This window comes from Bradyrhizobium sp. ORS 278 (assembly GCF_000026145.1).
Taxonomy (GTDB): Bacteria; Pseudomonadota; Alphaproteobacteria; order Rhizobiales; family Xanthobacteraceae; genus Bradyrhizobium.
Map to the genome: position 1 here is coordinate 6,830,375 of NC_009445.1, position 25,252 is coordinate 6,855,626.

A 25,252-nucleotide genomic window follows, 5' to 3' on the forward strand; every position below is an offset into this window, starting at 1 on the left:
AAGCGCCTCGCCGATGTCCCTGCTTCGCATCTATGTCCGCGTGCTCCAACTGCTCGGCAAGGAGGCGCGGCTGGGCTGGATCGTGGCGATCGCCAACCTCGCTTTGGCGGTGGCGCAGTTCGCCGAGCCGGTGCTGTTCGGACGCATTGTCGATTCGCTGTCCGCAAGCGCCTCGACCAGCACGGCCTGGCCGCTGCTCGCGGCCTGGGCGGGCTTCGGGCTGTTCACGATTCTCGCCAGCGCCTGGGTCGCACTGCAGGCCGACCGGCTGGCCCATCGCCAGCGCCATGCGGTGCTGACCAGCTATTTCGAGCACATCCTGCAGCTGCCGCTGACGTTCCACTCGGGTACGCATTCGGGGCGGCTGATGAAGGTGATGATCAACGGCACCGATGCGCTGTGGCATCTCTGGCTGTCGTTCTTCCGCGAGCATTTCGCGGCGATCATGTCGGTGATCGTGCTGCTGCCGCTGTCGCTGTATCTCAACTGGCGGCTCGCGATCCTCTTGTTCGTGCTGTGCGTGGTGTTCACCGTGCTGACGACGCTCGTCGTGCGCAAGACCTACGGCATGCAGAGCGAGGTCGAGGAGCACTACAGCAATCTGTCCGCGCGCGCCTCCGACGCGCTCGGCAATGTCGCGCTGGTGCAGAGCTTCGTGCGCATCGATGCCGAGGTGCAGGGCCTGCGCCACGTCGCCGGCCAATTGCTGTCGGTGCAGATGCCGGTGCTCGGCTGGTGGGCGCTGGTCACCGTGATCACGCGCGCCTCGACCACGATCACGGTGCTCGCGATCTTCACGCTCGGCATCGCCCTGCACCAGGCCGGGCTGACCTCGGTCGGCGAGATCGTGATGTTCGTGTCGTTCGCGACCATGCTGATCCAGAAGCTCGAGCAGGTCGTGTCGTTCATCAACAACGTGTTCATGGAGGCGCCGCGGCTCGCCGAGTTCTTCACTGTGCTCGATGCGGTGCCCGCGGTGCGCGACCGGCCCGACGCGATCGACGTCGGCCGGCTCTCCGGCCTCGTCGAGTTCAACGACGTGTCGTTCTCCTATGACGGCAAGCGCCCGGCGGTGGAGGATCTCACCTTCACCGCCCTGCCCGGCCAGACCATCGCACTGGTCGGCCCGACCGGCGCCGGCAAGTCGACCGCGATCGCGCTGCTGCATCGCGCCTTCGATCCGCAGTCCGGGTTCATCAAAATCGATGGCATGGACGTCCGCGGGCTGAAGCTGGCAACGCTGCGCCGGAACATCGGCGTCGTGTTCCAGGAAGCACTGCTGTTCAATCGCTCGATCCGCGAGAACCTCCTGGTCGGCAAGCCCGATGCCACGGACGAGGAATTGCGCACCGCAGCCGCCCGTGCCCAGGCGCTCGAGTTCATCGACCGCGCCGAGCAGGGATTTGACACCAATGCCGGCGAGCGCGGCCGCATGCTGTCGGGTGGCGAACGTCAGCGGCTATCCATCGCGCGTGCGCTGTTGAAGGATCCGCCGATCCTGATTCTCGACGAGGCGACGTCGGCGCTCGATGCCGTGACCGAGGCCAAGCTCAACGCTGCGCTCGACGAGGTGATGAAGGGCCGCACGACTTTCGTGATCGCCCACCGGCTCTCGACGATCCGCAACGCGACACGGATCCTGGTGTTCGAGAACGGACGCGTGATCGAAAGCGGAACGTTCGATGAACTCGTCGCCAGAGGCGGCCATTTCGCGGAACTCGCAAAGGCCCAATTCATGGTGCAGGAGAATGCGCGCGCGACTCTCACCGCGCCTGAAAGCGAAGGCTCAACGGTCAAGGCCTGATCGCGGGACGCTTTCATCGTGGAATTGAATGGCTGGGCCCTGTTAACCAGCATCGAGCCGGTATAGGTTCGCGACCTGCCGCAACCAAAGCGGCGCCGGACACGCTTGAAACCCGAAAGCCCGTTTGCCCACCTCGCTCGCGCGAGGCGGGTTCTCAAAGGACCGGACCAGACCAGTGCAGACGCTTCGCCTGTTGTTCCGCTATTCCCCGCTGAAGATCATCGCTGTTGCTGCCGCGCTAATGCTCGCGCCGCGTATGGCCCATGCCGAGGCGCTTCTGCTCGTCGAGGCCGACACCGGCAAGGTGCTCGAGGCGCAGAACGCGACCTATCCCTGGTACCCCGCCTCCGTCACCAAGCTGATGACGGCCTATGTCACGCTGAAGGCGGTGAAGGACGGCAAGGCCTCGCTCGACACGCTGCTGACGGTGTCGCCGACCGCGGCGTCGCAATCGCCCTCGAAGATGGGCTACCGGCCGGGCACACAGGTCACCGTCGACAACGCACTGAAGATGATGCTGGTGAAGTCGGCCAACGACATGGCTGTCGTGCTGGCGGAAGGCATCGGCGGCTCGATCGACGGCTTCTCGATCATGATGAACGAGACCGCGCAGCGGCTCGGCATGACCCAGACGAGCTACGTCAATCCGAACGGCCTGCCCGCCGACGGCCAGATCACCTCGGCCCGCGACCTCGCGATCCTGGCGCGCGCCATCATTCGCGACCTGCCGGAATACGAATATTTCGTCCACATCCCCTCGATCCGCTACGGCCGCCGGGTGGTGCAGAACTTCAACCGGCTGATCGGGCGCTATCCCGGCGCCGACGGCTTCAAGACCGGCTTCATCTGCGCCTCCGGCTACAATCTGGTGGCGTCCGCCACCCGCAACGGCAAGCGCCTGATCGCGGTCGTGCTTGGCGCCTCCTCAGGCCAGATGCGCGCGGTGCGCGCGATCCAGATGCTCGATCGCGGCTTCAACACCAATCAACTCAGCTGGCTCAAGGCGCCGCTCGGCAATGTCGAGCAGCTGGTGCCGGTTGACGCCACCCCGCCGAACCTGCGCGATGACATGTGCAGCGGCCGCCGGCACCGGCCCGCCAGCGATGACGACGGCGAGGAGGCGAGCAACGAGGGCGAGACGACCACCGGCGGGACGCTGCTCGCCGGGCTGCAGGCGCCGGCGCTGAAGCCGTCGGAGATCCTGGCAGCAGCGCCTGCGCCGTCCGAGCCCGTGCTGGTCTATACCGGCCCGACCCGTACCGGTCCTGCGCTGATCGCCGCCGTCGCGGCTGACGCCGATGCCCAGACCCCGCCCAAGCACCGCGGCAAGAAGGCGCATGCCGCCGGGAAGACCGACGCCAAGCCGGCGACGCACACGGCGGCCAAGTCTGATGGCAAGACCGGCAGTGAGGCCAAGCCGGCCGGCAAGCCTGATTCGAAGACCGCCGACGCCAAGTCGGCCACGGCACGCCACGTCGCCGCCAAGCACGACACGGGCGCGAAATCTGCGGACAAGCCGGCCTCCGACACCGCGGCCAAGCCGGCCAAGCCCAAGGCAGCCGCCAGGCCGAAGACCGACGGCAAGCCGGCGCCGAAGGACGGCTGATCGCGGAGCGAACCCGCGGGCGCCCCCAAGCGCATTCACCTTCCTCCTTCGACGAGGTCCCGGCCGCTTGCCTTGGCCGGCCGGAGGTGAGATTTTGGCCGCCGCATGCCGCCCGGAACCGACCGGCGCCGCAGACCCGCAAGCGACCAAAAACACGATCACCAAAGAGACGATCAGGAGAGGAAGGTTCATGGAGCGCATCTGGCTCAAGCACTATCCAGCCGGCGTTCCCGCCGATATCGACCCCAGCAAATACCCATCGCTGGTCGAGCTGCTGGAGGAGAGCTTCAAAAAATTCGCCAACCGCCGCGCCTTCATCTGCATGGACAAGGCGATCAGCTATCGCGAGCTCGACGAGATGTCGGTCGCGATGGGCGCCTATCTGCAGGGCCTGGGATTGGCCAAGGGCGCCCGCGTGGCGCTGATGATGCCGAACGTGCTGCAGTACCCGATCGCGATATCAGCGGTGCTGCGCGCCGGCTACACCGTGGTCAACGTCAATCCGCTGTATACGCCGCGCGAGCTCGAGCATCAGCTCAAGGATTCCGGCGCCGAGGCGATCATCGTTCTGGAGAACTTCGCGCACACGGTGCAGCAGGTCGTCGGCCACACCCAGGTCAAGCACATCGTAGTCGCCAGCATGGGCGACTTGCTCGGCTTCAAGGGCGTGATCGTCAATCTCGTCGTGCGCCGGCTGAAGAAGATGGTGCCGGCGTTCTCGCTGCCGGGCGCGGTGCCGTTCAACGACGCGCTCGCCACCGGCCGCGGCAAGCGCTTCCACAAGCCCACCATTGGGCCCGATGATGCCGCCTTCCTGCAATATACCGGCGGCACCACCGGCGTTTCCAAGGGCGCCACGCTGCTCCATCGCAACGTCGTTGCCAACGTGCTGCAGAACGATGCCTGGCTGCAGCCGGTGATGGACAAGCCGCCGCATGTCGATCAGCTCCTGATCGTCTGCGCGCTGCCGCTCTATCACATCTTCGCGCTGACCTGCTGCTTCCTGCTCGCGGTGCGCGCCGGTGGCGCCAACCTGCTGATTCCCAACCCGCGCGACATTCCCGGCTTCATCAAGGAGCTGATGAAGTATCAGGTCAACAACTTCCCGGCCGTCAACACGCTCTACAACGGCCTGCTGCAGCATCCCGATTTCCGGAAGCTCGACTTCTCCAAGCTGAAAGTCTCCAACGGCGGCGGCATGGCCGTGCAGCGCCCCGTTGCCGAGCAGTGGAAGCAGGTGACCGGCTGCAGCATCGCCGAAGGCTATGGCCTGTCGGAGACCGCGCCGGTGCTGACCTGCAACCTGCCGACCGCCACCGAGTTCACCGGCACGATCGGCCTGCCGCTGCCCTCGACCTGGTTGTCGATCCGCGACGATGACGGCAACGAGGTGCCGCTGGGACAGGCCGGCGAGATCTGCGCCAAGGGTCCGCAGGTGATGGCCGGCTATTGGAACAGGCCCGACGAGACCGCCAAGGTGATGACCGCGGACGGCTTCTTCCGCACCGGCGATGTCGGCATCATGGCTGCCGACGGCTCGGTGAAGATCGTGGACCGCAAGAAGGACATGATCCTGGTTTCCGGCTTCAACGTCTATCCGAACGAGGTCGAGGAGGTCATCGCGACCCATCCGGGCGTGCTGGAGACAGCCGTCATTGGCCTGCCCGACGAGAAGACCGGCGAGGTCGTCAAGGCGTTCGTCGTCAAGAAGGACCCGGGTCTCACCGCCGAGGACATCGTCAAGCACTGCCACGAGCAGCTGACGAACTACAAGGTGCCGAAGCAGATCGAGTTCAGGACCGAGCTGCCGAAGACCAATGTCGGCAAGATCCTGCGCCGCGAGCTGCGGGACGAGAAGAAGAATCCGGCGGCCGCGGCTTGATCCGTTGGCGGCGCGGCACCGTTGTGCGATGACGGAGTCGTGATCGGGGCGGGCCGTTGCCGTTTGCCGCCCGCCGCATAGTGTAGCGCGCCAAGCGCAAACGATATCCAGGGGAAGGAGTTATTCCAATGACTATTCAGGTAGGCGATCAGCTGCCGCAGGCTCAGTTCCGCGTCATGACCGGCGAAGGCCCGCAGGTCAAAACCACCGACGACATCTTCAAGGGCAAGAAGGTCGCGCTGTTCGCGGTCCCCGGCGCCTACACCGGCACCTGCCACAAGATGCATCTGCCCAGCATCTTCCTCAACGCCTATGCGCTGAAGGACAAGGGCGTCGACACCATCGCGATCGTCTCGGTCAACGACGCCTTCGTGATGAATGCCTGGAAGCGCGACACCGACCAGCGCGACGAGGCGGTGTTCCTGGCCGACGGCAATGCGGAGTTCACCAAGGCCATCGGCATGGAGCTCGACGCCTCCGGCGCCGGGCTGGGCATCCGCTCCAAGCGCTACTCGATGCTGGTCGAGGACGGCAAGGTGACCAAGCTGAACCTCGAAGCCGCCCCGGGCAAGGTCGAAGTCTCCGGCGGCGACACGCTGCTGGGGCAGCTGTGAGCTGATCGATCTATCGAGCTTGAGGCACACGGCCTCCCCACCATCGGTGTCATTCCCTGCGAAAGCGGGGAATCGAGTACGCCGCGGCCTCTCGGTTGAACACGACTGCTCGTGAATACTGGATCGCCCGGTCAAGCCGGGCGATGACAGCGGAGTGTGAGGGAAGGACTGCGGCAAGCTCGCTCGCTGATCCCGGCTCGTCAGGATCGAGGCACACCGCCTCTTCACCACCGACGTCATTCCCCGCGGAGGCGGGGAATCCAGTACGCCGCGGCCTCTCGGTTGAACACGACTGCTGGTGAATACTGGATCGCCCGGTCAAGCCGGGCGATGACGGCTTTGGTTGAGGCGACACCGCCTTACTAGCTCATCAGCTCCGCACGTTCTTCTGCATCCGCGCCATCGCCACGCCATCACGCGCCAATTGGTCGGCGCGCTCGTTCTCGGGATGGCCGGCGTGGCCCTTGACCCAGTGCCAGTTGATCTTGTGCGGTTTCAGCGCGGCATCGAGGCGTTGCCAGAGTTCGGCGTTCTTGACCGGCTTCTTGTCGGCGGTCTTCCAGCCGTTGCGCTTCCAGCCGTGGATCCAGCCGGTGATGCCCTGCCGGACATATTGGCTGTCGGTGTAAAGCTCGACCTGGCACGACTTCTTCAGCGCCTCCAGCGCCGAGATCGCCGCCATCAGCTCCATGCGGTTGTTCGTGGTATGCGGCTCGCCGCCCTTGAGCTCCTTCTCCTTGTCGCCGAAGCGCAGGATCGCGCCCCAGCCGCCAGGGCCGGGATTTCCGGAGCAGGCGCCGTCGGTGAAGATGCTGACGACCGGAAGCTCGCTCATGCGGATGCTCCGATGCCGTAGTCGCGCGCGCTGGTCACCGCCTGATGGAAGCGCAGCTTGCGGACATATTCGAGCGGATCCTTCGGCTTCACCAGCGCGCCCGCGGGCACGTTGAGCCAGTCGACCAGCCGCGTCAGCAGGAAGCGGATCGCGGCGCCGCGCGCGAGCAGCGGCAGCGCCTCCAGCTCCGCGTCCGACAGCGGCCGCGCGCGGCCATACGCATTGAAGAAGGCGCGCGCCTTGGTGACGTTGAGCGAATGGTCGGCCTCGAAGCACCAGGCGTTCAGGCAGATCGCCACGTCATAGGCGAGGATGTCGTTGCAGGAGAACGGGAAGTCGATCAGTCCGGACAGATGGTCGCCGAGGAAGAAGACGTTGTCCGGAAACAGGTCGGCGTGAATGACGCCTTCCGGCAGATCTGTCGGCCAGGCGCGCGCAAGGTAGTCCAACTCGGTCGAGAGCAGCGCGGACAGGCCGGCCTGCACCGTGTCGGCGCGATCGGCCGCCTGGGCGAACAGCGATTGCCAGCCGGACACCGACAGCGGGTTCTTGCGCACCAGCGGGAAGTCGCGCCCAGCCAAATGCATCCGCGCCAGCGCCTCGCCAACGCCTGCGCAATGCACGACGGCCGGCTTGCGCGGCCACATCCCTTCGAGAAAGTTGATGATCGCCGCCGGCCGGCCGGCCAGGCTGGAATACACCGCGCCGTCGCGGTTGCGCGCCGGCTGCGGGCAGTTGACGCCGCGCTCGGCGAGATGGGCCATCAGGCCCAGAAAATACGGCAGATCGTCCACCGCCACGCGCTTCTCATAGAGCGTGAGGATGTAGGAGCCCTTCGTGGTGTGCAGCAGGAAGTTGGAGTTCTCGACGCCCTCGGCGATGCCCTTGTAGGAGAGCAGCTCGCCGATGTCGTAGGTCTTGAGGAAGTCCGCAAGCTCGTCGGCGGCGACGTCGGTATAGACCGCCATGCGATGTCCCGGTTATCGAAGTTCGCCTGCCCCCGCCTCTCCGCTGCGAACTTCGTCACCGGACAGGCCCGTTGCGCCTTCATCGCGCATGCGGGCGTCGCGTTCAAGGCCGATGGCCCGCCGGCGGGTGGAAAAGAACCGCCGGCCTACTCGGCGGCCGCTTCCGGGCGCAGCGAGCGCGGCAGCGGGAAGAATTCGTTTTCTTCCGCGGCGGAGACGGTCTCGACATGCAGCACGTAGCGCTCGGCAAACGCGCCCATGATCTCCTCGACGATCACCTCGGGGGCCGAGGCGCCGGCGGTGATGCCGAGGCTCTTGATGCCCTCGAAGCGCGCCCAGTCGATATCCGAGGCGCGCTGCGCCAGCACCGCGATCGGGCAGCCCTCGCGCTCGGCGACCTCGCGCAGGCGCTGCGAGTTCGACGAGTTCGGCGCGCCGACCACGATCAGGGCGTCGACCACCGGGGCCACCTTCTTCACCGCCAGCTGGCGGTTGGTGGTGGCGTAGCAGATGTCTTCCTTGTGCGGGCCGGAGATGTTCGGGAAGCGGCCCTTGAGCACGGCCACGATGTCGGCGGTATCGTCGATCGACAGCGTGGTCTGGGTGACGAAAGCGAGGTTGTTCGGATCCTTCGGGGTGAAGGTCGCGGCATCCTCGGCGGTCTCGATCAGGGTCACGGCGCCCGGCGGCAGCTGGCCGACGGTGCCGACTACCTCCGGGTGATGGGAATGGCCGATCAGCAGGATCTCGCGGCCGCGCTTGAAGTGAATGGCGGCCTCGCGGTGCACCTTGGTGACCAGCGGGCAGGTCGCGTCGAGCGAGAAGAAATTGCGCGCCTGGGCCTCGGCGGGAACCGATTTCGGCACGCCGTGGGCCGAGAACACCACCGGTGCATTGGTATTGTCGGGGATCTCGGCCAGTTCCTCGACGAAGATCGCGCCCTTGGTCTTCAGGCTGTCGACGACGTATTTATTGTGCACGATCTCGTGCCGGACATAGACCGGGGCGCCATAGATGGCGAGCGCCCGTTCCACGGTATCGATGGCGCGGACCACGCCGGCACAGAAGCCGCGCGGCGAGCAGAGCACGATTTTGAGGTCTGGTTTAGCTGCCATGGGCGGTCTGAGCTGATCTGTGCGGGCTTGTTGCGGCGACCGGGGCACCCCGGGCCGGCAAGCGGGGGCGGTCGAAACGTCACGGCTTCGAGTGAGAGACGTGTTTGGGTAGGACTTGGGACTGCTTTGGAGCGCTGTCAAGGCCGTTTTCGTCAGGCCATTGCGCCCCGCCCCCGGGACGGCTTATATAGGGCGAATTCCCCGTCATCGCCGATGACCGCAGGTTTCGCCTCCCAGGGCCGGGGCGGAGCACAAAGGAGATTTGCCATGAGCAACGCCCCGCTGATGCCGAAGGCAACTGCCGTGTGGCTGGTCGACAATACCGCGCTGACCTTCGACCAGGTCGCCGATTTTACCAAGATGCACCCGCTGGAGGTGCGCGCCATTGCCGACGGCGACGCCGCCCAGGGCATCAAGGGCATGGACCCGATCTCGACCGGCCAGCTCACCCGCGAGGAGATCGAAAAGGCCGAGCGCGACCCCAATTACCGGCTCCGTCTGCAGGAGAGCAAGGTCGTGCTGCCGCCGCAGCCGAAGCGCAAGGGCCCGCGCTACACCCCGGTCTCGCGCCGCCATGAGCGCCCGAGCGCCATCCTCTGGCTGGTGCGCAACCACCCCGAGCTCAAGGACGCGCAGATCATGCGGCTGGTCGGCACCACCAAGACCACCATTGCCAGCGTCCGCGACCGCACCCATTGGAACGCGCAGACTTTGACCCCGATGGACCCGGTGACGCTCGGCCTGTGCTCGCAGATCGAGCTCGATTTCGAGGTGCAGCGCGCCGCAAAGGAAAAGCCGCTCGACGCCAATTACAGCGGCGCCACGCTGCTGCCGGCCTCCGAGACCACCCGCAAGGACGAGTACGAGCCCGCCGGGCGCGACGAGGACGACCTCAACGTCGACGCGGTGTTCGCCAAGCTCAAGACCATCGGCGGCAAGAAGCACGACGAGGACGAGGAGTAGGATCACTCTCGGCATCGTCCCGGCCTTCCCGCGTCACTCGCGGGCAGCCGCTCCACCAACGGTGTCGTCCCGGCGACAGCCGGGACCCATGACCACCGGCTTACATTGCGGCCCGAGCTGGCCGTGACTCAGCGCCCCTTTCCTCACCCGCTGCGGCGTTTGGGTCCCGGCTCAAGGCCGGGACGACGACGATGGGGCGGCGCGAGATCCCCGCCACACTCAAATCCGCGAGCAGCAATCTTCCCTCGAAAAAAATGGCGCCGGTCAACCGGCGCCATTCAAGTCTGGAAGGAACGCTAGCAATCAGAACTTGTAGGTGACGCCGGCACCGACCAGCCAGGGGTCGATGTTGGCGCGGCCGGTGACGGGGATGACGCCGTTGACGGTCGCCGAGTAGTTCGGCTGCAGCCACAGCTTCTTGACGTCGACGTTCAGGCCCCAATGCTTGTCGAGCATGTAGTCGAAGCCGAACTGGACCGCGGCGCCCCACTGGTTCGAGATCTTCAGGTTGGTGACAGCGAGACCGTTGACCACCTGGTTGGCGGCGCTCTGGTTGAAGAACACCGTGTAGTTCACGCCGGCGCCGACATAGGGCTTGAAGGCGCCGAAATCGGTGAAGTGATATTGCAGGGTCAGCGTCGGCGGCAGCAGCCAGGCCTTGCCGATGTTGAGGCCATCAAGCGCGCCGGTGCCGCTGATCGAATGCCTGGTGACGCCGAGGATCAGCTCGGCCGCGATGTTCCTGGTGAAGAAGTAGCTGATGTCGAGCTCGGGAACGACCTGATTGGAGATTTTCAGGCTCGAGTTCGGCGACGACAGCGCCGGCACGCCGGTCACGTTGAGGGTCGACCCGCCGGCATCCGGCAGCACGCCGAGCGCGCGGACGCGGATCATCCAGGGATTCCATGCCTCGATCACCGGAGCCTTGGTGATGACTGGCGCCGCCTCCAGGTCGGCCGCTTGCGCAGAGCCCATGGCGCCGCAGATCGCCGCCAGCACCAGCAGCGACGACGAGAGTTGGAAGGTTCTATTCATCGAGGTCCCCATAGCCACACTTGAGCTGCACGTCCGCTCAATCCGCGCGGACAAGCCGCGCTCTTGCGGTCACAGATGTGGCAGGGACACCATTCGATTGGATTTGATCTCAATCAATCGACGTTGTTGCAGCGCCGATGTCGTCAGACTGTTGCATGGGCAACACGCGCCATGAGAGGCGGTTGCAGTCGCGGTCAGGGTCGATCTGGATGGTTCATCATATATTCGCCGAGATCGCGCTGACGGCGATCCGCACGAGCTTCCGCCCGCTGCCGCTGCACGTCGCGATCCTTGCGGCACGCGACATATTCGGCCGAGCCCGGCGCGACCTTGCCGCCGGCTTGACAGACCGCATCGTCATCATCATTGCCGAGCGCCACCGCGGCGCCCTGATTGCGAGAGGCGCAGGCGGCGAGCGAGAGCGCGGCCGTCAGCACCAGAGCAAAGCGGGCGGAGGTCTGTCGCATCGAAGGGTCCATTCTCGTCCATCGGGCTCAGCCGTTGCTTGACGGCATTGGCGGCCAGGGTCAAGCCCTGGGAATCGCATACGAGGCTGCGAGGAAGGCGCGACAAACGAGATGACCAGTTAGTTACTCGGTCATGCCCGGGCCCGTCACGGGCATCCACGTCGTTCCCAAGGGGCCGCTCGACGTGGATGGCCGGGACAAGCCCGGCCATGACGACGTGGAAACGGGCGAACGCTAGCGCTCGCTCTACACCCGGCTTTTCAGCGCCTCGCCGATCTCCTCGAGAACCTTGGGGTCCTCGATCGTGGCCGGCATGCTCCACTGCTCGCCGTCGGCGATCTTCTTGATGGTGCCGCGCAGGATCTTGCCGGAGCGTGTCTTCGGCAGGCGGCCGACGGTGATGGCGAGCTTGAACGCCGCGACCGGGCCGAGCTTGTCGCGCACCAGCGCGACGATCTCCTTCTCGATCACCGACGGGCTGCGCGAGACCCCGGCCTTGAGCACCAGGAAGCCGCAGGGCACCTCGCCCTTGATCGCGTCCTTGATGCCGAGCACGGCGCATTCGGCGACATCGGGATGCGACGCCAGGATTTCCTCCATGCCGCCGGTCGACAGCCGATGGCCGGCAACGTTGATGATGTCGTCGGTGCGGCCCATGACGAAGACATAGCCGTCCTCATCCTTGAAGCCGGCATCGGAGGTCTTGTAGTAGCCGGGGAATTCGCTGAGGTAGGATTCCTTGAAGCGATCCTCCTGCTGCCACAGCGTCGGCAGACAACCAGGGGGCATCGGCAGCTTGATCACGATCGAGCCCATTGTGTTGGCAGGCACCGGCTTCGCTGCCTCGTCGACGATATCGACCTGATAGCCCGGCATCGGCACCGTCGGAGACCCATGCTTGACCGGTAAGAGGCCGAGGCCCACCGGGTTGCCGGCGATGCACCAGCCGGTCTCGGTCTGCCACCAATGATCGATCACCGGCACCTTGAGCTGCTGCTCGGCCCATTCCACCGTCGGCGGGTCGGCGCGCTCCCCGGCCAGGAACAGCGTGCGGAACTGCGACAGATCATACTTGCTCAGCAACGTCCCTTCCGGGTCTTCCTTGCGGATCGCGCGGAACGCCGTGGGCGCGGTGAACAGCGCGACGGCCTTGTGGTCGGCGATGACGCGCCAGAACGCGCCGGCATCGGGCGTGCCGACCGGCTTGCCCTCATACATCACCGAGGTCGCGCCGTGAATCAGCGGCCCGTAGATGATGTAGCTGTGGCCCACGACCCAGCCGATGTCGGAGCCGCACCACCAGACCTCGCCGGGCTTGATGCCGTAGAGATTCTCCATCGACCATTTCAGCGCGACGAGGTGACCGCCATTGTCGCGCACGACGCCCTTCGGCTTGCCGGTGGTGCCGGAGGTGTAGAGGATGTAGAGCGGATCGGTCGCGAGCACGGGCACGCAAGGCGCGAGCTTGCCGTTGGCGATTGCGGATTTGCGCAGCGCCGCCCAGTCGTAGTCGCGGCCGGGCTTGAGCTCGCAGACATGCTCCGGCCGCTGCAGGATGATGCAGGCCTGCGGCCGCTTGTCGGCAAGCTCGATCGCCTGGTCGAGCAGCGGCTTGTATTGCACGATGCGGCCGGGCTCGATGCCGCAGCTCGCCGACAGCACCAGCTTCGGGGTCGCGTCGTCGATGCGGGTCGCGAGCTCCTTGGCCGCGAAGCCGCCGAACACCACTGAATGCACCGCGCCGATGCGCGCGCAGGCGAGCATCGCGACCATCGCCTCCGGCACCATCGGCATGTAGAGGATGACGCGGTCACCCTTGCCGACGCCGAAATCCTGCATGATGGCGGCGAGCGTCTGTACCTCCTTCAGCATCTCGGCATAGGTGATCCTGGTGACGGAATTCGTCAGCGGCGAATCATGAATCAGAGCCAGCTGCTCGCCGCGGCCGGCGGCGACGTGGCGGTCGAGCGCGTTGAAGCAGGTGTTGACGACGGCGCCGGCGAACCAGCGGCCATAGGCGCCCATCGAGGGATCGAAGATTGTCTTGGCCGGCTCGATCCAGTCGATCGCGCGGGCGGCCTCGGCCCAGAACCCTTCCGGATCCTGCAGCGACCGGGCATGGACCTCGTGATAGCGGCTCGCAGCGCTCATGACGTTTCCCCAAGATCTGTGTTTATTCCCAACTATTGTCCGGGACAAAGCGACAGTTCAAGCCATCATGAATTGATCCAGATCAGGCACGGGCGTGCGGGCAGGTCATTTTCCGATCCGGAGCCTCGCGCTGCGCGCTGCGGCCCCTCGGCCTAGACAAAGGTCTTAGCCAGGCCTGAGCGTGCAGGGGACCCGCAAGGAAGTACGCGGTGCGTGCCCTCGTCCGCAGGCGCGAACAGTCGCGCGCGCCTGATGGTGGCCTAGTAGCCGTCGGCGCCGTTCAGCCGCCGAAGGCGGTCCTGCATCGCCTTCTTCAGATCGTAGCCGCTACGGCCGAAATCGGCATTGCGGCGGGCGATGAAGGCGTCCTGCTCACGCTGCAGCGCTCGCGCCGCGGCCGGCCCCGGCGCCTCGCGCACCGCCCGCGCATGCGAGCCGTCGATCTCGCGATCGAGATTGGCAAGCTCCGGGTCGGCGCAGATCGCCTTCTCGGCGGCGCGCCGCGCCGCCGCGCAATTGAAGCTCGGCCGGCCGGCCACCGCCATCTGCGCGCCCAGACGCTCGAGCTCGAGGGCGAGGGCGCGGTAGTTGCTGCGCGCGCCGACGTGATCCGGATTGAGCCGCAGGGCAGAAGCAAAATCAGCCAGCGCCTTCGGCCGGTCTCCCTTCTTTCGGTACAGTTCGCCGCGCGCGTTGAAGATGTTGGCCAGCGTCGGATCGAGCTGCAAAGCCGTGCCGTAGTCGGCGATGGCGCGATCGGTCTCACCCCTGACGATGTAGATCGAGGCACGCGCGATCAGCGCGTTGATACGATCGCTCTTCGCAGTCTTCGGATTGTCGATCAGCGCACCGCACTCAGTGAGCACCTTGTCGCCGTCCTGCGCCTCGGACGCGGCGATGCAGGCGGCGGCGTCGACCACCGGTTCCTTGGCAGGCTCGGCTGCGCCGACGGCATATGCCTCGACGGCGAGCAGGATCGGCCAGGCGGTCAGCGTGGCCAGGATGACCGCTCCTCGGCGGCATGGCTGCATCGTCACATCCGGATAAATAGCCCTTGCACGGATATGGCGCAGCCCGCGCCGCGATGCAATCCGCTCAGCCTAGCTGCGGCAGGTGAGCCCGCCATCGACCACCAGCGTGATTCCGGTGACGTATTTCGATTCGTCCGAGGCGAGGAACAGCGCCGCGTTGGCGACGTCGAACGCATCGCCCATATGCCCCATCGGCACCTGCGCATCGCGCTTCCGCCACATCTCCTCGACGTCGCCCTTGGCGTAGCTCGCCGCCAGACCGGCCGAATGCTCGACCATCGGCGTCTTCATCAGCCCGGGCAGGATCGCATTGACCCGGACATGCTTCGGCGCGAATTCGACCGCGGTCGTGCGCGTCATCTGGTTCATCGCCGCCTTGCTGGCGCCATAGCTGACATAGGAGATGCCGACCTGGCGGATCGAGGCCACCGAGGAGATGTTGATGATCGAGCCGCCGCCCTGTCCGATCATCACGGGAATGACGTGCTTCATGGCGAGATAGGCGCTCTTGAGGTTGACCGCGAACACGCGGTCCCACTCCGCCTCCTCGACATCGACGACGCTGCCCATCTCGGCGATGCCGACATTGTTGTCGAGCACGTCGATGCGGTCATAGGCCGTGAGGCAGGCCTTCACCATCGCCTCCACCTCAACGGCCTTGGAGACATCGGCGGTGTAGGCCTCGGCCTGGCCGCCCTCGCCTGCAATGATCGCAGCCGTTTCAGCCGCGGCGTCCCTGTTGCGATCGACGCAGAACACTCTTGCGCCCTGCCGCGCGAACGTCACGGCCGTGGCCTTGCCGTTGCCCCAGCCCGGTCCGATCGAGCCGGCGCCCACCACCAGCGCCACCTTGCCCTCCAGACGTCCCATCGCGTTCTCCCGTTGTTTGTTATTCGTCGCAGGCGCTCATCGTGATCGTCGCGGCGCCGATCTCATGGCCGAAGATCTCAGAGATCGTCCGGCATCGCCCGTCGTTGCAGATCCGCCATTCGCCGGCTGCGCCGGAATTCGCGAGCACGATCCGCGACAGCGGCTCGCGCTCGACGGACCATTGGTACCACCCGTCGACCAGCCGCGCCTCGGGCGGCGGCTCCATGCCGGCGCCGGAGCCCTTCACGCGGGCCTCAACCAGTTGGAGGCCATCCGCCGTCACGCGCCAGTCCTCCTGCCATCCGGTCTTTTCGACCGAATGCGTCCAGGCCAAAGTGAAGCCGGCCAGCGCCAGCGCCTTCACCACACCGGATGACGCCAGACAGAGGCTCAAGCGGAGGCCACCACGGCCGCCGGCGGCCGCTGCCGCCACTGCCAGGCGACAATCGCCGCCGCCAGCACGAAGCCCAGCACGTCGCTATAGGGGAATTCACCGAGAAGGCAGACCGATGCGACGAATGACAACAGGCGTTCGATCACCGTCATGCGAGTGTACAGGAAGCCGATGGCGACCATGCCGAACAGGCCGATCGAGATCAGCGCCTTGACGAACGCATACGCCACCGCCCCATAGAAACCGAGTTGCGCCTCCATCGGATCGCCCGCCTGCAACATTAGCGCCGGCGAGTAGACAAAGATGAAGGGAATGACATAGCCGGCGAGCGCGATGCGCATCGCCTCCCAGCCGATCTTGTCCGGATTCTCCTTGGCGATCGGTGCGGCGGCCAGCGCCGCCAGCGCCACCGGCGGCGAGAGGTCCGCCATGATGCCGTAGTAGAACGCGAACATGTGGCTCGCAATCAGCGGCACGCCGAGCTTGGCGAGCGCGGGCGCGGCGAGCGCTGCGGTGATGATGTAGGTTGGGATAGTCGGAATGCCCGTGCCCAGCAGGATCGACAGCAGCATGGTCATGATCAGCGCCGCGAACAGGCTGGTCTTGCCGAGACCGATCACCCAGCTGCCGAAGATCGAGCCGACGCCGGTCTGGGTCATCATGCCGATGATGACGCCGACGATGGCGCAGGCCATGCCGACGGTGAGCGCAGACTTGGCGCTTTCGGCGAGCGAGTCACGACAGGCATGCAGGGTCGCCATGCCGCCGCGCATAAAGCCGGTGATGACAACGAGCGCCACGACCACTGAGGCCACCGGCACGATCTGCAGGCCGTTGCGCGACAGCGCGCCGACCACGAGCGCAAGCCCGATCCAGAACACGTAGCGGAGCACCTGGTTGGAGAAGCCCATCGTGATCGAGGTGCCCAGGATCAGCGCCACGGTCAGCGCGAGGCCCATCGAGCCCGCATAGAGCGGCGTGAAGCCCTCGAACAGCATGTAGACCAGCGCGGCGAGCGGCAGCACGAGATACCAGCGCGCCACCAGCGCCTTCCAGGCGCTCGGGATTTCCGACGGCTTCATGCCGGTCAGGCCGTGCTTACCGGCTTCGAGATGCACCATCCAGAAGGCGGAGGCGAAGTAAAGGATCGCCGGGATGACGGCCGCCTTGACGATCACCGAGTAGTCGACGCCGAGCGTCTCGGCCATGATGAAGGCGACTGCGCCCATGACCGGCGGCATGATCTGGCCGCCCATCGACGCCGTGGCCTCGACGCCGGCGGCGAAGGCGCGGCGGTAGCCGAACCGGATCATCAGGGGAATGGTGAATTGGCCGACGGTGACGACATTGGCGACGCCCGAGCCGGAGATCGTGCCCATCATGCCCGAGGCGAACACCGCGACCTTGGCGGGACCGCCGCGGGTGCGCCCGAACAGGCCGAGCGAGACGTCGGTGAAAAGCTGGATCATGCCGGCATGCTCGAGGAACGAGCCGAACAGGATGAACAGGAAGATGTAGGTCGCGGAGACGTAGATCGGCACGCCGTAGAAGCCCTCGGTGCCGAACGACAGATGCGTGATCACCTGGTCGAAATCATAGCCGCGGTGGTTCAGCGGCGATGGCAGATACTGGCCGAAGAACCAGTACAGCAGGCAGGCGCCGCACATCAGCGGCAGCGCGAGGCCCATCAGGCGGCGAGTGCCCTCGAAAATCAGCACAGCCAGCAGGGTTCCGACCACGAGATCGACGCGCGTCGGATCGCCGTCACGCGCGATCAGGTCGGCGTAGAAGATCCACTGATACAAGCCGCATAGAAAACCTATCGCGCCGATCGCCCAGCCGGCGATCCGCCCGGCGTCGGTCTTGGCGGTGAAGTTGCCGATCAGGCCGAAGGTAAGCAGCAGCAGGAACCCGACATGGACGCCGCGCACAACCTGGCTCGGCAGATAGTTGAAGGCGGCGACGTAGAGCTGGAACAGCGCGAAGGCGAGGCCGATGCCGTAGGCGAGATAGCCCCAGCGGCCCGGGCCGAAGCCCTCCGGAAAGCCGTGCTCGAAATTGTCGAACTCGACCTTGACCGGTGTCTCCATGTTCACGGCTTCGATCGTCATGATTCCCCCAACGCGCCCTTGCCAGGATCCGCCCATCGGCCGCGGCTACCTGAAACGAGAAGACTGCGCGGGAGCCCGCGCAGTCGATTTTGGAAACGAGCCGGCCTTCGGGCGGCGCAGGCGGCGTCCTTACTTCAGGACGCCCTTTTCCTTGTAGTAGCGGATCGCGCCCGGGTGCAGCGGCACCGGACTGTCCTGTGCCGCCGTCTCCAGCTTGATCTCCTTGCCGGCCGCGTGCGCGTTGGCGAGTTCCGGCAGCGACTCGAAGATCAGCTTGGTCATCTGATAGGCGAGATCATCGGACACGGCCGAGCTGGTGACGAGATAGTTGATCACCGCCGCGGTCGGCACGTCCTTGTCCTGGCCGGTATAGGTGTTGGCCGGGATGGTCGCCGCCACAAACGGCGCGCCGATCTTGTCGACCACCTCCTTCGGCACCGACACCACGGTGATCGGCGACGAGGTCGACAGGTCCTTCAGCGAGGCGACGCCGAGGCCGGCCGATTGCAAGGTGGCTCCGAGTTGCCGGTTCTTCATCAGGTCGACGGATTCGGCGAACGGCAGATATTCGACCTTGCCGAGATCCTTGTAGCTCATGCCGGCGGCAGCGAGGATCGCGCGCGAGTTCAGCTCGGTGCCCGACTTCGGCGCGCCGACCGACAGGCTCTTGCCCTTCAGATCAGCCAGCGTCTTGATGCCGGACTCGGCGGTCGCGACGATCTGGATGTAGTTCGGATAGATCGCGCCGATGGTGCGCAGCTTGTCGAGCTTGGACTTGAAGCCCGCCTCCTCCTCGCCGTTCCAGGCCGACTTGAGGGAGTCGCCGAGCGCGAAGGCGAGCTCGCCGCGGCCCTGCTGCAGCAGGATCAAGTTCTCGACCGAGGCCTTGGTCGCCTGCACCTGGGTCTTCACGTTCGGGATCTTGTCGCCGTAGATCTTCCCGATTGCGACGCCCAGCGGATAATAGACGCCGGAGGTGCCGCCGGTAAGCACATTGATGAAGCTCTGCGCCTGTGCCGCAGGGGCCGCAAGAAGGCTGGTGACGGCCAGGAACAATCCGGTTGCAGTGCCAAAGAGTTTCGAGAAACGCATCTGTCCTCCCATTGATTTTGCCGGCAAATTGGACGGATGCATGCGTCGGGTCAACCCATCCGAAAGACGGGCGGCCGCGCGCCGCGGCGGCGGGCCGTGGGTCAGCGACGGCGAGGCAGAACCGCGCCCGGAATGATCAACTCAGCATTGACGGCACTGCACGCCTGAACCTCAGATGCTCCGAGGCCGCGGCGCGGCCGCGAGCTGCCATCAGGCCGGGCAGATCATTGGAGATCATTGGAAGGTCATGTCGACGCACTTGGAGATGTCGGAGCCGAGGCCCGAGGAGATCGTGATGCAACCGCGCAGCTTCTGCTGGGTGGTGTCCGCCACCCAGATCGAGTAGCCGCCATTGCCGAAGAAGGAATTGGTGTTGGCCGGCTCGGTTTCGGTCGCGTCGAAATCGTATTTCGAGTCGGTGTCGAACACCCGTGGCCGCTTGCTGCAGCTGCCGTCGGTCTGGACGTTGAGGACCTCCTTGTTGTCCCGGGTCAGGGACAGCGACACCTGGCAGCGGAAAAACTCCGACGTCTTCACGTTGAAGAGATAGGCGTAGGACTTGCAGACGGCCGTGTTGAGCTTGCCGGCGGACAGGCCGCGGCTGCAGGCGATGCGCTGGTTGTTGGACAGCTTGAAATCGTCGGCCCGGGCGGACGTCAGCGCCACCAGCGACAAGGCCGCAACCCAACCGATCTTCGTGACGAGACTCATCCGAATCATCCCCAAAATGTTTTCTTGGCATTTGTTTCTAAACCACGCTGCAGGATAATCGCGAGACGAGGAATGGGAAAATCTGGAAGCGCCGACCAATGGCGCGCTCGACAACGCCGCTTCCAACGCCGTTCTTGATTTGTTCAACGAGACCACCAAGGAGGAGGATCATGAAAGGACCCGTTCTGAAAACCCTGCTCGCCATGGGGACGCTGTGCGCGCTGACCGGCGTGACACTTGCGGCTCCGCCCGAGCCATGGGAGCTCAAGCCCGACATGGGCTACGCCTACGGCAAAGACGGCAAGACGCTCGCCTACAAGATGGGCACGAAGAATGCCGACATGCTGCTGAAGGGCGCCAAGAAGGTGCCGAAGGGAACGCTGTTCTTCATCGGTCAGAACGGCCAGCTCTACATGCGGACGGCGCCGTATCTCGAGGGCGACGGCAGCTTCTCGTTCGGCGCAGACGAGTAAGCGCGATTGATAAGGGTGTCGTCCCGGCGAACGCCGGGACCCATAGCCACCGGCCTCGGTTGTCGCGCGCGCTTGGAGCTACGCCCGTCACAATCACGATGTCCTGGGAGTCTGGGTCCCGGCGTTCGCCGGGACGACGGTGGGATGCGCATCGCGCTCCCCCACCAAGCGGCCAATGAGCGTCTCAAAACGCCGCGGCCAGCTCCTTGGCGCCGGGCAGGACGCTCAGCGAGTCCATCCTGGCATCGGTCACCGCGAGCAGCCTGGCCACCGTGTTGTGACGGACGGCGACGGGATTGCGCTCATAGCCGCCGCGCTGGAAGAAATTCGCGGTCGGCACCTGGTCGCGCATCTCGAGCGGCATGGTGACGATGTCGAAGCCGGTGCCGTCGCCGGTGAGGTTCATCATCTCGAGCTCGGCGGCCGAGAGCGGCCGGGTGTAGCCCTTGGCGCGGGCGAACAGCACTGACGTGAGCAGCTTGTGGGTCTGCAGCATCGGCCCGACATCGATGTCGAGCACCATCGCATGCATCGCCCAGCCCTGCTCGGTGTTACCGATCTTCTCATGCGCGGACCAGTCGTCCGGCACCGAGCGCGCGATCGCGACCATTTTTTTCAGCACATTGAGCTTGTGCTCCATCGCGCCCCGCGCCGGACCTGACGTCTGCGCAACGCGCTCGCCGAGCAGGCGGGTGAACAGCGGGCCCTGCTCGGCCAGCAGCTCGACCGTGTTGGTCGTCAGCAGCTGGTTGTAGCCGATCGCGGTCGAGATCGGGCGGTTGCCCTTGAATCCCGACTGCGAGTCATGTCGGCCGTTGCCGCCTGTCTCGAACGAATAGACGCGCACCGCCTGCTCCCGCGTCAGTCCCGAGGAGGCGGCGAAGCGGGCATAGGCGCGCTTGAAGTCGATGTCGTTGGTCGGGCGTTGCGGCGACCATTGGAAGTGCTCCTGCGCCGCCTTGAGCAGATCGGCGACGACGGGAATGTATTTGCGCTCGCGCGGCTCGCCCTCGGGCTCCGGCTCGGGATTCACCGGCCGCTTCGGCCCGGTGTAGACCGGCGGCTGCTCCAGCACGTAATCGTCGAGCCCGATCGGCTGCCGGTCGCGGCGCTTGGCGTTACGAATGCGGCGCTTGTCGGCGATCGCCTTCCAATAGGCGCCCGCCTCCTGGTCGAACGCGGCGCGCGCCTGCTGATACTCGGCGAGCTTGCGCTGGTATTCGGCGATCGCCGCCGGCGAAGCCATCTGGGCCAGGGCATCGCGCGCGACCGGGGCCGGCGCAGGTTCCGCGGCCGGGAGAGGCGATGCACCCGCGACGGCGCAGGCGAGGATCAATGCGAGCTTGCGAATCGGCTGATGCGGCATGCCGCCCTTGTAGCCGAAACGGTGGCTACTTCCAGGCGAACACCGGCTGTTCGAGCTCGTGGACGCGGGTATCGCGGCCGGCCAGCACCTCGCGGAACTGATAGACCAGGGCCGCGGTCGGCGCGTGAATGAGGCCCTCGCGGGCGTGAAACCGGATCACGCGCCGCGTACTCTCGGGGATCGCCGTGAAATCGAACGCGCCGTCGGCCGTGATCGCATCGAGCCCGATCCGATGCACCGAGGCGACCTCGTCGGGATTCGGCCGCAACATGCGGCCATTCGCCGCCCACACGACGACAGGGGTGATCAGATAGCCCGACCGCGTCGGATAGTCATCGAGCAGGCCGAGCACGGCATCCGCCTCGAGGGTGAGGCCGAGCTCCTCCTCGAGCTCGCGCAGCGCGCCCTCGATCGGCGTCTCGCCGGCATCACAGCGGCCGCCCGGCAGCGCCCATTGGCCGCCATGGCTGCGCAGTCCCGCGGCGCGCAAGGTGAGCAGCAACGTGGTCGTGCCGGTCTCGTGATGCGGGGCCAGCGCGATCGCCACCGCCGCGCGCTTCAGCGGCGGCGTCCCGGCCATCGTGTCCAGGCGCACGAAGCCCGCGCAGCAGGACGCGATTTTCCGTCGTGTGGCATCGTCGAACGGCATGGCCATGCAGCTTGACTACACCAGCCCCGCGGCGGATGAAACGACCATGTGCCGGCCTGCGGCACCGATGGAAGGGGATGTCCGAGATGACGAAATCAGCTGCGGCAAAGATGAAGTCCGACGGCTGGGAGATCGTCGATACCTCCGGATTTCTGCATCTGATCGGGCCGCTGTGGCAGCGGGTTCTCGACGGTGTCCATGAGTACGCCATTGTCACCGAGGACAAGCACCACAATCGCCGCGGCCTGGTCCAGGGCGGCGTGATCATGACGCTCGCCGACCGCAGCTGCGGCATGACGGCCCGCTTTGCCGCCGGCAAGGAGCACATGGCGACGATCCAGTTCGACACGCATTTCGTCGAGTCCGGCAAGATCGGCGAGACCCTGGTGTCGCGGCCGCATGTCGTGCGGATCACCCGCAGCCTCGTGTTCATCACCACCGAGGTGACCGCTGCGGACCGCGTGATCGCGATGGCGTCGGGCGTGTTCAAGATTTTGAAGAGCGAGTGAGCCGCGGCTGTCTCCGGCGTCAGTGCGAGGAGCCAACGGGTCCGCGCAAGGCGCGGCCCGATGACAGGCTCCGCGACGAAGCAATCCAGGACTGTTTCCAATCTGGGGCTCTGGATTGCTTCGCTGCGCTCGCAATGACGCGCGGAGCGAGCTATCGTTCGTAAATCCATGCTCGCTTATGGCAGGAATGAGGCTTCCATGAACTATCGCCAGCTCGGCCGTTCCGGCCTGAAAGTGTCGCCGATCTGCCTGGGCACGATGATGTTCGGCGGCCCGACCGACGAGCCGACCGCGGCGCGCATCATCGCGAAAGCCCGCGATGCCGGCATCAATTTCATCGACACGGCGGATGCCTACAACAAGGGCGCCTCTGAAGAGGTCGTCGGCCGCGCCATCGCGCGGGAGCGCGACCGCTGGATCGTCGCGACCAAGCTCGCCAACCCGATGGGCGATGATCCCAACCGCGCCGGGCTGTCGCGGCGCTGGATGCTGCAGGCCGCGGACGAGAGCCTGAAGCGGCTCGGCACCGGTCACATCGACATCTACTATCTTCACAAGGAGGACCACGCGACGCCGCTGGAGGAGACCGTGCGCGCGATCGGTGACCTCATGCGCGCCGGCAAGATCCGCTATTTCGGCGTCTCGAACTATCGCGCGTGGCGGCTCGCCGAGATCTGCAATCTGTGCGACGGAATGGGCATCGACCGTCCTGTGGTCAGCCAACCCTATTACAACGCGATGAACCGGATGCCCGAGGTCGAGCACCTGCCGGCTTGCGATTATTACGGCCTCGGCGTGGTGCCCTATAGCCCGCTGGCGCGCGGCGTGCTCACCGCCAAATACAGCCCCGATGCGCCGCCCGACAAGGACACGCGGGCCGGCCGCAACGACACCAGGATGATGCAGACCGAATGGCGGCCGGAATCCCTGAAGCTCGCGCAGGAGATCAAGCGCCACGCCGAGACCAAGGGCTTTACACCCGGCCAGTTCGCGGTGTCATGGGTGCTGAACTCCGCGTTCATCAGTTCGGTCATCGCAGGGCCGCGCACTGAGCCGCAATGGGATGACTACATCCGATCGATCGACTATCCCTATGCTGCCGACGACGAAGCGCTGATCGATCGCCTGGTCGTCACCGGCCACGCGTCAACGCCGGGCTACAACGATCCGGCCTATCCGATCGAAGGCCGCAGGCCGCGGGTGGGCTGAGATGGTGGACGATCGTTACGGCCTGCCGCTGTCCACCGCCTCCACCGATGCGGCTTCTGCTTATCGCGAAGGCATGGATCTGCTGCTCGCCTTCTGGCCCGGCGCCACCGACGCGTTCGAGCGGGCGATCATGCTGGATCCGGACTTCGCGCTGGCGCATGCCGCCCGCGCGCGCATTCATGCGATCTACATGCAGCGCGAGGCGGCCCTGCAGACAATCAAGCGCGCCCGCGACCTCGTCGCCAAGCGCGGTACCGAACGCGAGAAGAGCCATGTCGCTACCCTGGTGCTCGCCATCGAGGGGCGCGGCACCGACGCGCTCCATGCGGCCCTGACGCATCTCGAGAGCTGGCCGCGCGATGCCATGATCATGGCGCTGCCGCTCGGCGCCTTCGGCCTGCTCGCTTTTTCGGGGCGGAGAGATCACGACGCGGCGCGACGCGATCTGTGCAACCGCTTTGCCGCAGCCTATGGCGAGGACTGGTGGTTCCTGTCGAACCATGGCTGGGCTCTGACCGAGGCCGGCGAGGTGTCGCAAGGCCGCGCCATCACCGAGCGCAGCTTCGCGCTGCGCCGGCACAACGCCTATGCCGTGCATGCGCTGCTGCATGCCATGTTCGAGCAAGGCTCGCTCGCCGAGGCCGGCGCGCTCGTCGAGGGCTGGATCGGCGACTACGATCGCACGGGCATGCTGCACGGTCACATCTGCTGGCACCAGGCGCTGGGTGCGCTGGACCGCGGTGATGCGGCCGGCGCGCTCAGGGTGTACACTGACGTGCTGTTGCCGACGATGGACACCGCGCCGCCGCTTAACACGCTGTCGGACTGTGCCTCGCTGCTGTGGCGGCTGAGGGCGGAGAACCATACGTTGCCCGACGGGGCCTGGACCGAGGTGGCAGCCTATGCCAGACCGCGCTTCACGGGCTCGACGCTTGCCTTCATCGAAATGCACCTGGTGATGATCGCCGCGGCCACCAACGATACGACGGCTCTTAAGGGGCGTCTTGCCGCGATCGAGCGGCGGCAGATCGAGGGCAATCTCCCGGCGGGGCGGATCGTGCCGCACATGCTGCGGGCCCTGCGCGCCTTCGCCGAGGAGAATTGGCGTGCCTGCGCGCGCGAGCTCACACCGGTTATGGGCGACCTCGCCCGCATCGGCGGCAGCCACGCCCAGCGCGAGGTGATCGAGGATACCTACGTCCTGGCCCTGATCCGCAGCCGCGACCTCGCGAAGGCACGCGAGGTCCTCGATGCCCGCCTGCACCGCCGCCCCTCCGCGCGTGACACGCGCTGGCGGGCGCTGTCTACTGAGTAGTTCGGTCGCTGAGGGCACAAGCGTCTCGCCGTCAATCCGGGGCAATCGCGAATGCGACGGCGCGAATCGGCGGCGCGTTGGC

Annotated in this window: 23 protein-coding genes; 9 read left to right on the forward strand and 14 right to left on the reverse strand. The window is 65.8% G+C overall.

Annotated features, from left to right (window positions below):
• Positions 1-13: 13 nt before the first annotated feature.
• The 4 genes from BRADO_RS30545 to BRADO_RS30560 all read left to right on the forward strand — a co-directional run bounded on the left by BRADO_RS30545 (position 14) and on the right by BRADO_RS30560 (position 5,906).
• Entirely contained in the window at positions 14-1,804 is a 1,791-nt protein-coding gene (locus tag BRADO_RS30545) for a glucan ABC transporter ATP-binding protein/ permease (RefSeq protein ID WP_012030062.1), read from the forward strand.
• Between the two features lie 175 nt (positions 1,805-1,979).
• Positions 1,980-3,410 carry a serine hydrolase gene (locus BRADO_RS30550; RefSeq protein WP_012030063.1) on the forward strand — a complete coding sequence of 477 codons (1,431 nt, stop codon included), beginning with the start codon at positions 1,980-1,982 and terminating at the stop codon, positions 3,408-3,410.
• A gap of 190 nt (positions 3,411-3,600) precedes the next feature.
• Positions 3,601-5,292 carry a long-chain fatty acid--CoA ligase gene (locus BRADO_RS30555; RefSeq protein WP_012030064.1) on the forward strand — a complete coding sequence of 564 codons (1,692 nt, stop codon included), beginning with the start codon at positions 3,601-3,603 and terminating at the stop codon, positions 5,290-5,292.
• Positions 5,293-5,420: 128 nt separating this feature from the next.
• A complete protein-coding gene (locus BRADO_RS30560) occupies positions 5,421-5,906 on the forward strand; it encodes a peroxiredoxin (RefSeq protein ID WP_041757173.1) in 486 nt (161 codons plus the stop codon).
• 370 nt (positions 5,907-6,276) lie between these two features.
• Here BRADO_RS30560 and rnhA read toward each other — a convergent pair whose 3' ends face one another.
• The 3 genes from rnhA to ispH all read right to left on the reverse strand — a co-directional run bounded on the left by rnhA (position 6,277) and on the right by ispH (position 8,824).
• Positions 6,277-6,747: a ribonuclease HI gene (gene rnhA / locus BRADO_RS30565; RefSeq protein WP_173363534.1), complete on the reverse strand. Its 471-nt coding sequence runs from the start codon at positions 6,745-6,747 to the stop codon at positions 6,277-6,279.
• On the reverse strand, positions 6,738-7,709 hold the full coding sequence (locus tag BRADO_RS30570; protein ID WP_012030065.1) for a homoserine kinase: 972 nt from the start codon (positions 7,707-7,709) through the stop codon (positions 6,738-6,740). Before BRADO_RS30570 ends, rnhA begins: the two co-directional genes overlap by 10 nt.
• Before the next feature lie 146 nt (positions 7,710-7,855).
• Entirely contained in the window at positions 7,856-8,824 is a 969-nt protein-coding gene (ispH, locus tag BRADO_RS30575) for a 4-hydroxy-3-methylbut-2-enyl diphosphate reductase (RefSeq protein ID WP_035660134.1), read from the reverse strand.
• A gap of 267 nt (positions 8,825-9,091) precedes the next feature.
• Between ispH and BRADO_RS30580 the strand changes: the two genes are divergently transcribed.
• The gene (locus BRADO_RS30580) at positions 9,092-9,787 is read left to right on the forward strand and encodes a DUF1013 domain-containing protein (RefSeq protein WP_009030002.1); all 696 of its coding nucleotides are present in this window, start codon (positions 9,092-9,094) and stop codon (positions 9,785-9,787) included.
• Between the two features lie 303 nt (positions 9,788-10,090).
• Here BRADO_RS30580 and BRADO_RS30585 read toward each other — a convergent pair whose 3' ends face one another.
• The 9 genes from BRADO_RS30585 to BRADO_RS30625 form a co-directional block, all read right to left on the reverse strand.
• On the reverse strand, positions 10,091-10,822 hold the full coding sequence (locus BRADO_RS30585) for an OmpW family protein (RefSeq protein WP_012030066.1): 732 nt from the start codon (positions 10,820-10,822) through the stop codon (positions 10,091-10,093).
• Positions 10,823-11,016: 194 nt separating this feature from the next.
• The gene (locus tag BRADO_RS30590) at positions 11,017-11,289 is read right to left on the reverse strand and encodes a hypothetical protein (protein WP_050781059.1); all 273 of its coding nucleotides are present in this window, start codon (positions 11,287-11,289) and stop codon (positions 11,017-11,019) included.
• Between the two features lie 246 nt (positions 11,290-11,535).
• Entirely contained in the window at positions 11,536-13,440 is a 1,905-nt protein-coding gene (locus BRADO_RS30595; RefSeq protein WP_012030068.1) for a propionyl-CoA synthetase, read from the reverse strand.
• Between the two features lie 260 nt (positions 13,441-13,700).
• On the reverse strand, positions 13,701-14,471 hold the full coding sequence (locus BRADO_RS30600) for a tetratricopeptide repeat protein (protein WP_012030069.1): 771 nt from the start codon (positions 14,469-14,471) through the stop codon (positions 13,701-13,703).
• A 69-nt stretch (positions 14,472-14,540) separates the two neighbouring features.
• A complete protein-coding gene (locus BRADO_RS30605) occupies positions 14,541-15,341 on the reverse strand; it encodes an SDR family NAD(P)-dependent oxidoreductase (RefSeq protein ID WP_012030070.1) in 801 nt (266 codons plus the stop codon).
• Positions 15,342-15,360: 19 nt separating this feature from the next.
• A complete protein-coding gene (locus BRADO_RS30610) occupies positions 15,361-15,735 on the reverse strand; it encodes a DUF1850 domain-containing protein (protein WP_012030071.1) in 375 nt (124 codons plus the stop codon).
• Entirely contained in the window at positions 15,732-17,825 is a 2,094-nt protein-coding gene (locus tag BRADO_RS30615; protein ID WP_012030072.1) for a TRAP transporter permease, read from the reverse strand. The genes BRADO_RS30610 and BRADO_RS30615 overlap by 4 nt, the downstream gene beginning before the upstream one ends.
• Before the next feature lie 150 nt (positions 17,826-17,975).
• Positions 17,976-18,938, reverse strand: coding sequence for a TAXI family TRAP transporter solute-binding subunit (locus BRADO_RS30620; RefSeq protein WP_012030073.1), 963 nt, complete (start codon positions 18,936-18,938; stop codon positions 17,976-17,978).
• Positions 18,939-19,172: 234 nt separating this feature from the next.
• The gene (locus BRADO_RS30625; RefSeq protein ID WP_012030074.1) at positions 19,173-19,649 is read right to left on the reverse strand and encodes a hypothetical protein; all 477 of its coding nucleotides are present in this window, start codon (positions 19,647-19,649) and stop codon (positions 19,173-19,175) included.
• A gap of 170 nt (positions 19,650-19,819) precedes the next feature.
• On the opposite strand from BRADO_RS30625, the gene BRADO_RS30630 reads away from it, so the two are divergent.
• Positions 19,820-20,122 (forward strand): hypothetical protein, encoded by a 303-nt coding sequence (locus BRADO_RS30630; protein ID WP_012030075.1) that lies wholly within the window; start codon positions 19,820-19,822, stop codon positions 20,120-20,122.
• A 184-nt stretch (positions 20,123-20,306) separates the two neighbouring features.
• Here BRADO_RS30630 and BRADO_RS30635 read toward each other — a convergent pair whose 3' ends face one another.
• Together BRADO_RS30635 and BRADO_RS30640 are read right to left on the reverse strand one after the other, a co-directional pair.
• Complete coding sequence (locus BRADO_RS30635; RefSeq protein ID WP_012030076.1) at positions 20,307-21,488, reverse strand: hypothetical protein; 1,182 nt, start codon at positions 21,486-21,488, stop codon at positions 20,307-20,309.
• Positions 21,489-21,513: 25 nt separating this feature from the next.
• The gene (locus BRADO_RS30640; protein WP_012030077.1) at positions 21,514-22,143 is read right to left on the reverse strand and encodes an NUDIX domain-containing protein; all 630 of its coding nucleotides are present in this window, start codon (positions 22,141-22,143) and stop codon (positions 21,514-21,516) included.
• 80 nt (positions 22,144-22,223) lie between these two features.
• Between BRADO_RS30640 and BRADO_RS30645 the strand changes: the two genes are divergently transcribed.
• From BRADO_RS30645 to BRADO_RS30655, 3 genes are all read left to right on the forward strand, one after another.
• The gene (locus BRADO_RS30645) at positions 22,224-22,646 is read left to right on the forward strand and encodes a PaaI family thioesterase (RefSeq protein ID WP_012030078.1); all 423 of its coding nucleotides are present in this window, start codon (positions 22,224-22,226) and stop codon (positions 22,644-22,646) included.
• A gap of 198 nt (positions 22,647-22,844) precedes the next feature.
• Entirely contained in the window at positions 22,845-23,855 is a 1,011-nt protein-coding gene (locus tag BRADO_RS30650) for an aldo/keto reductase (RefSeq protein ID WP_012030079.1), read from the forward strand.
• Position 23,856: 1 nt separating this feature from the next.
• Positions 23,857-25,170 carry a tetratricopeptide repeat protein gene (locus BRADO_RS30655; protein ID WP_012030080.1) on the forward strand — a complete coding sequence of 438 codons (1,314 nt, stop codon included), beginning with the start codon at positions 23,857-23,859 and terminating at the stop codon, positions 25,168-25,170.
• Positions 25,171-25,252: the final 82 nt, after the last annotated feature.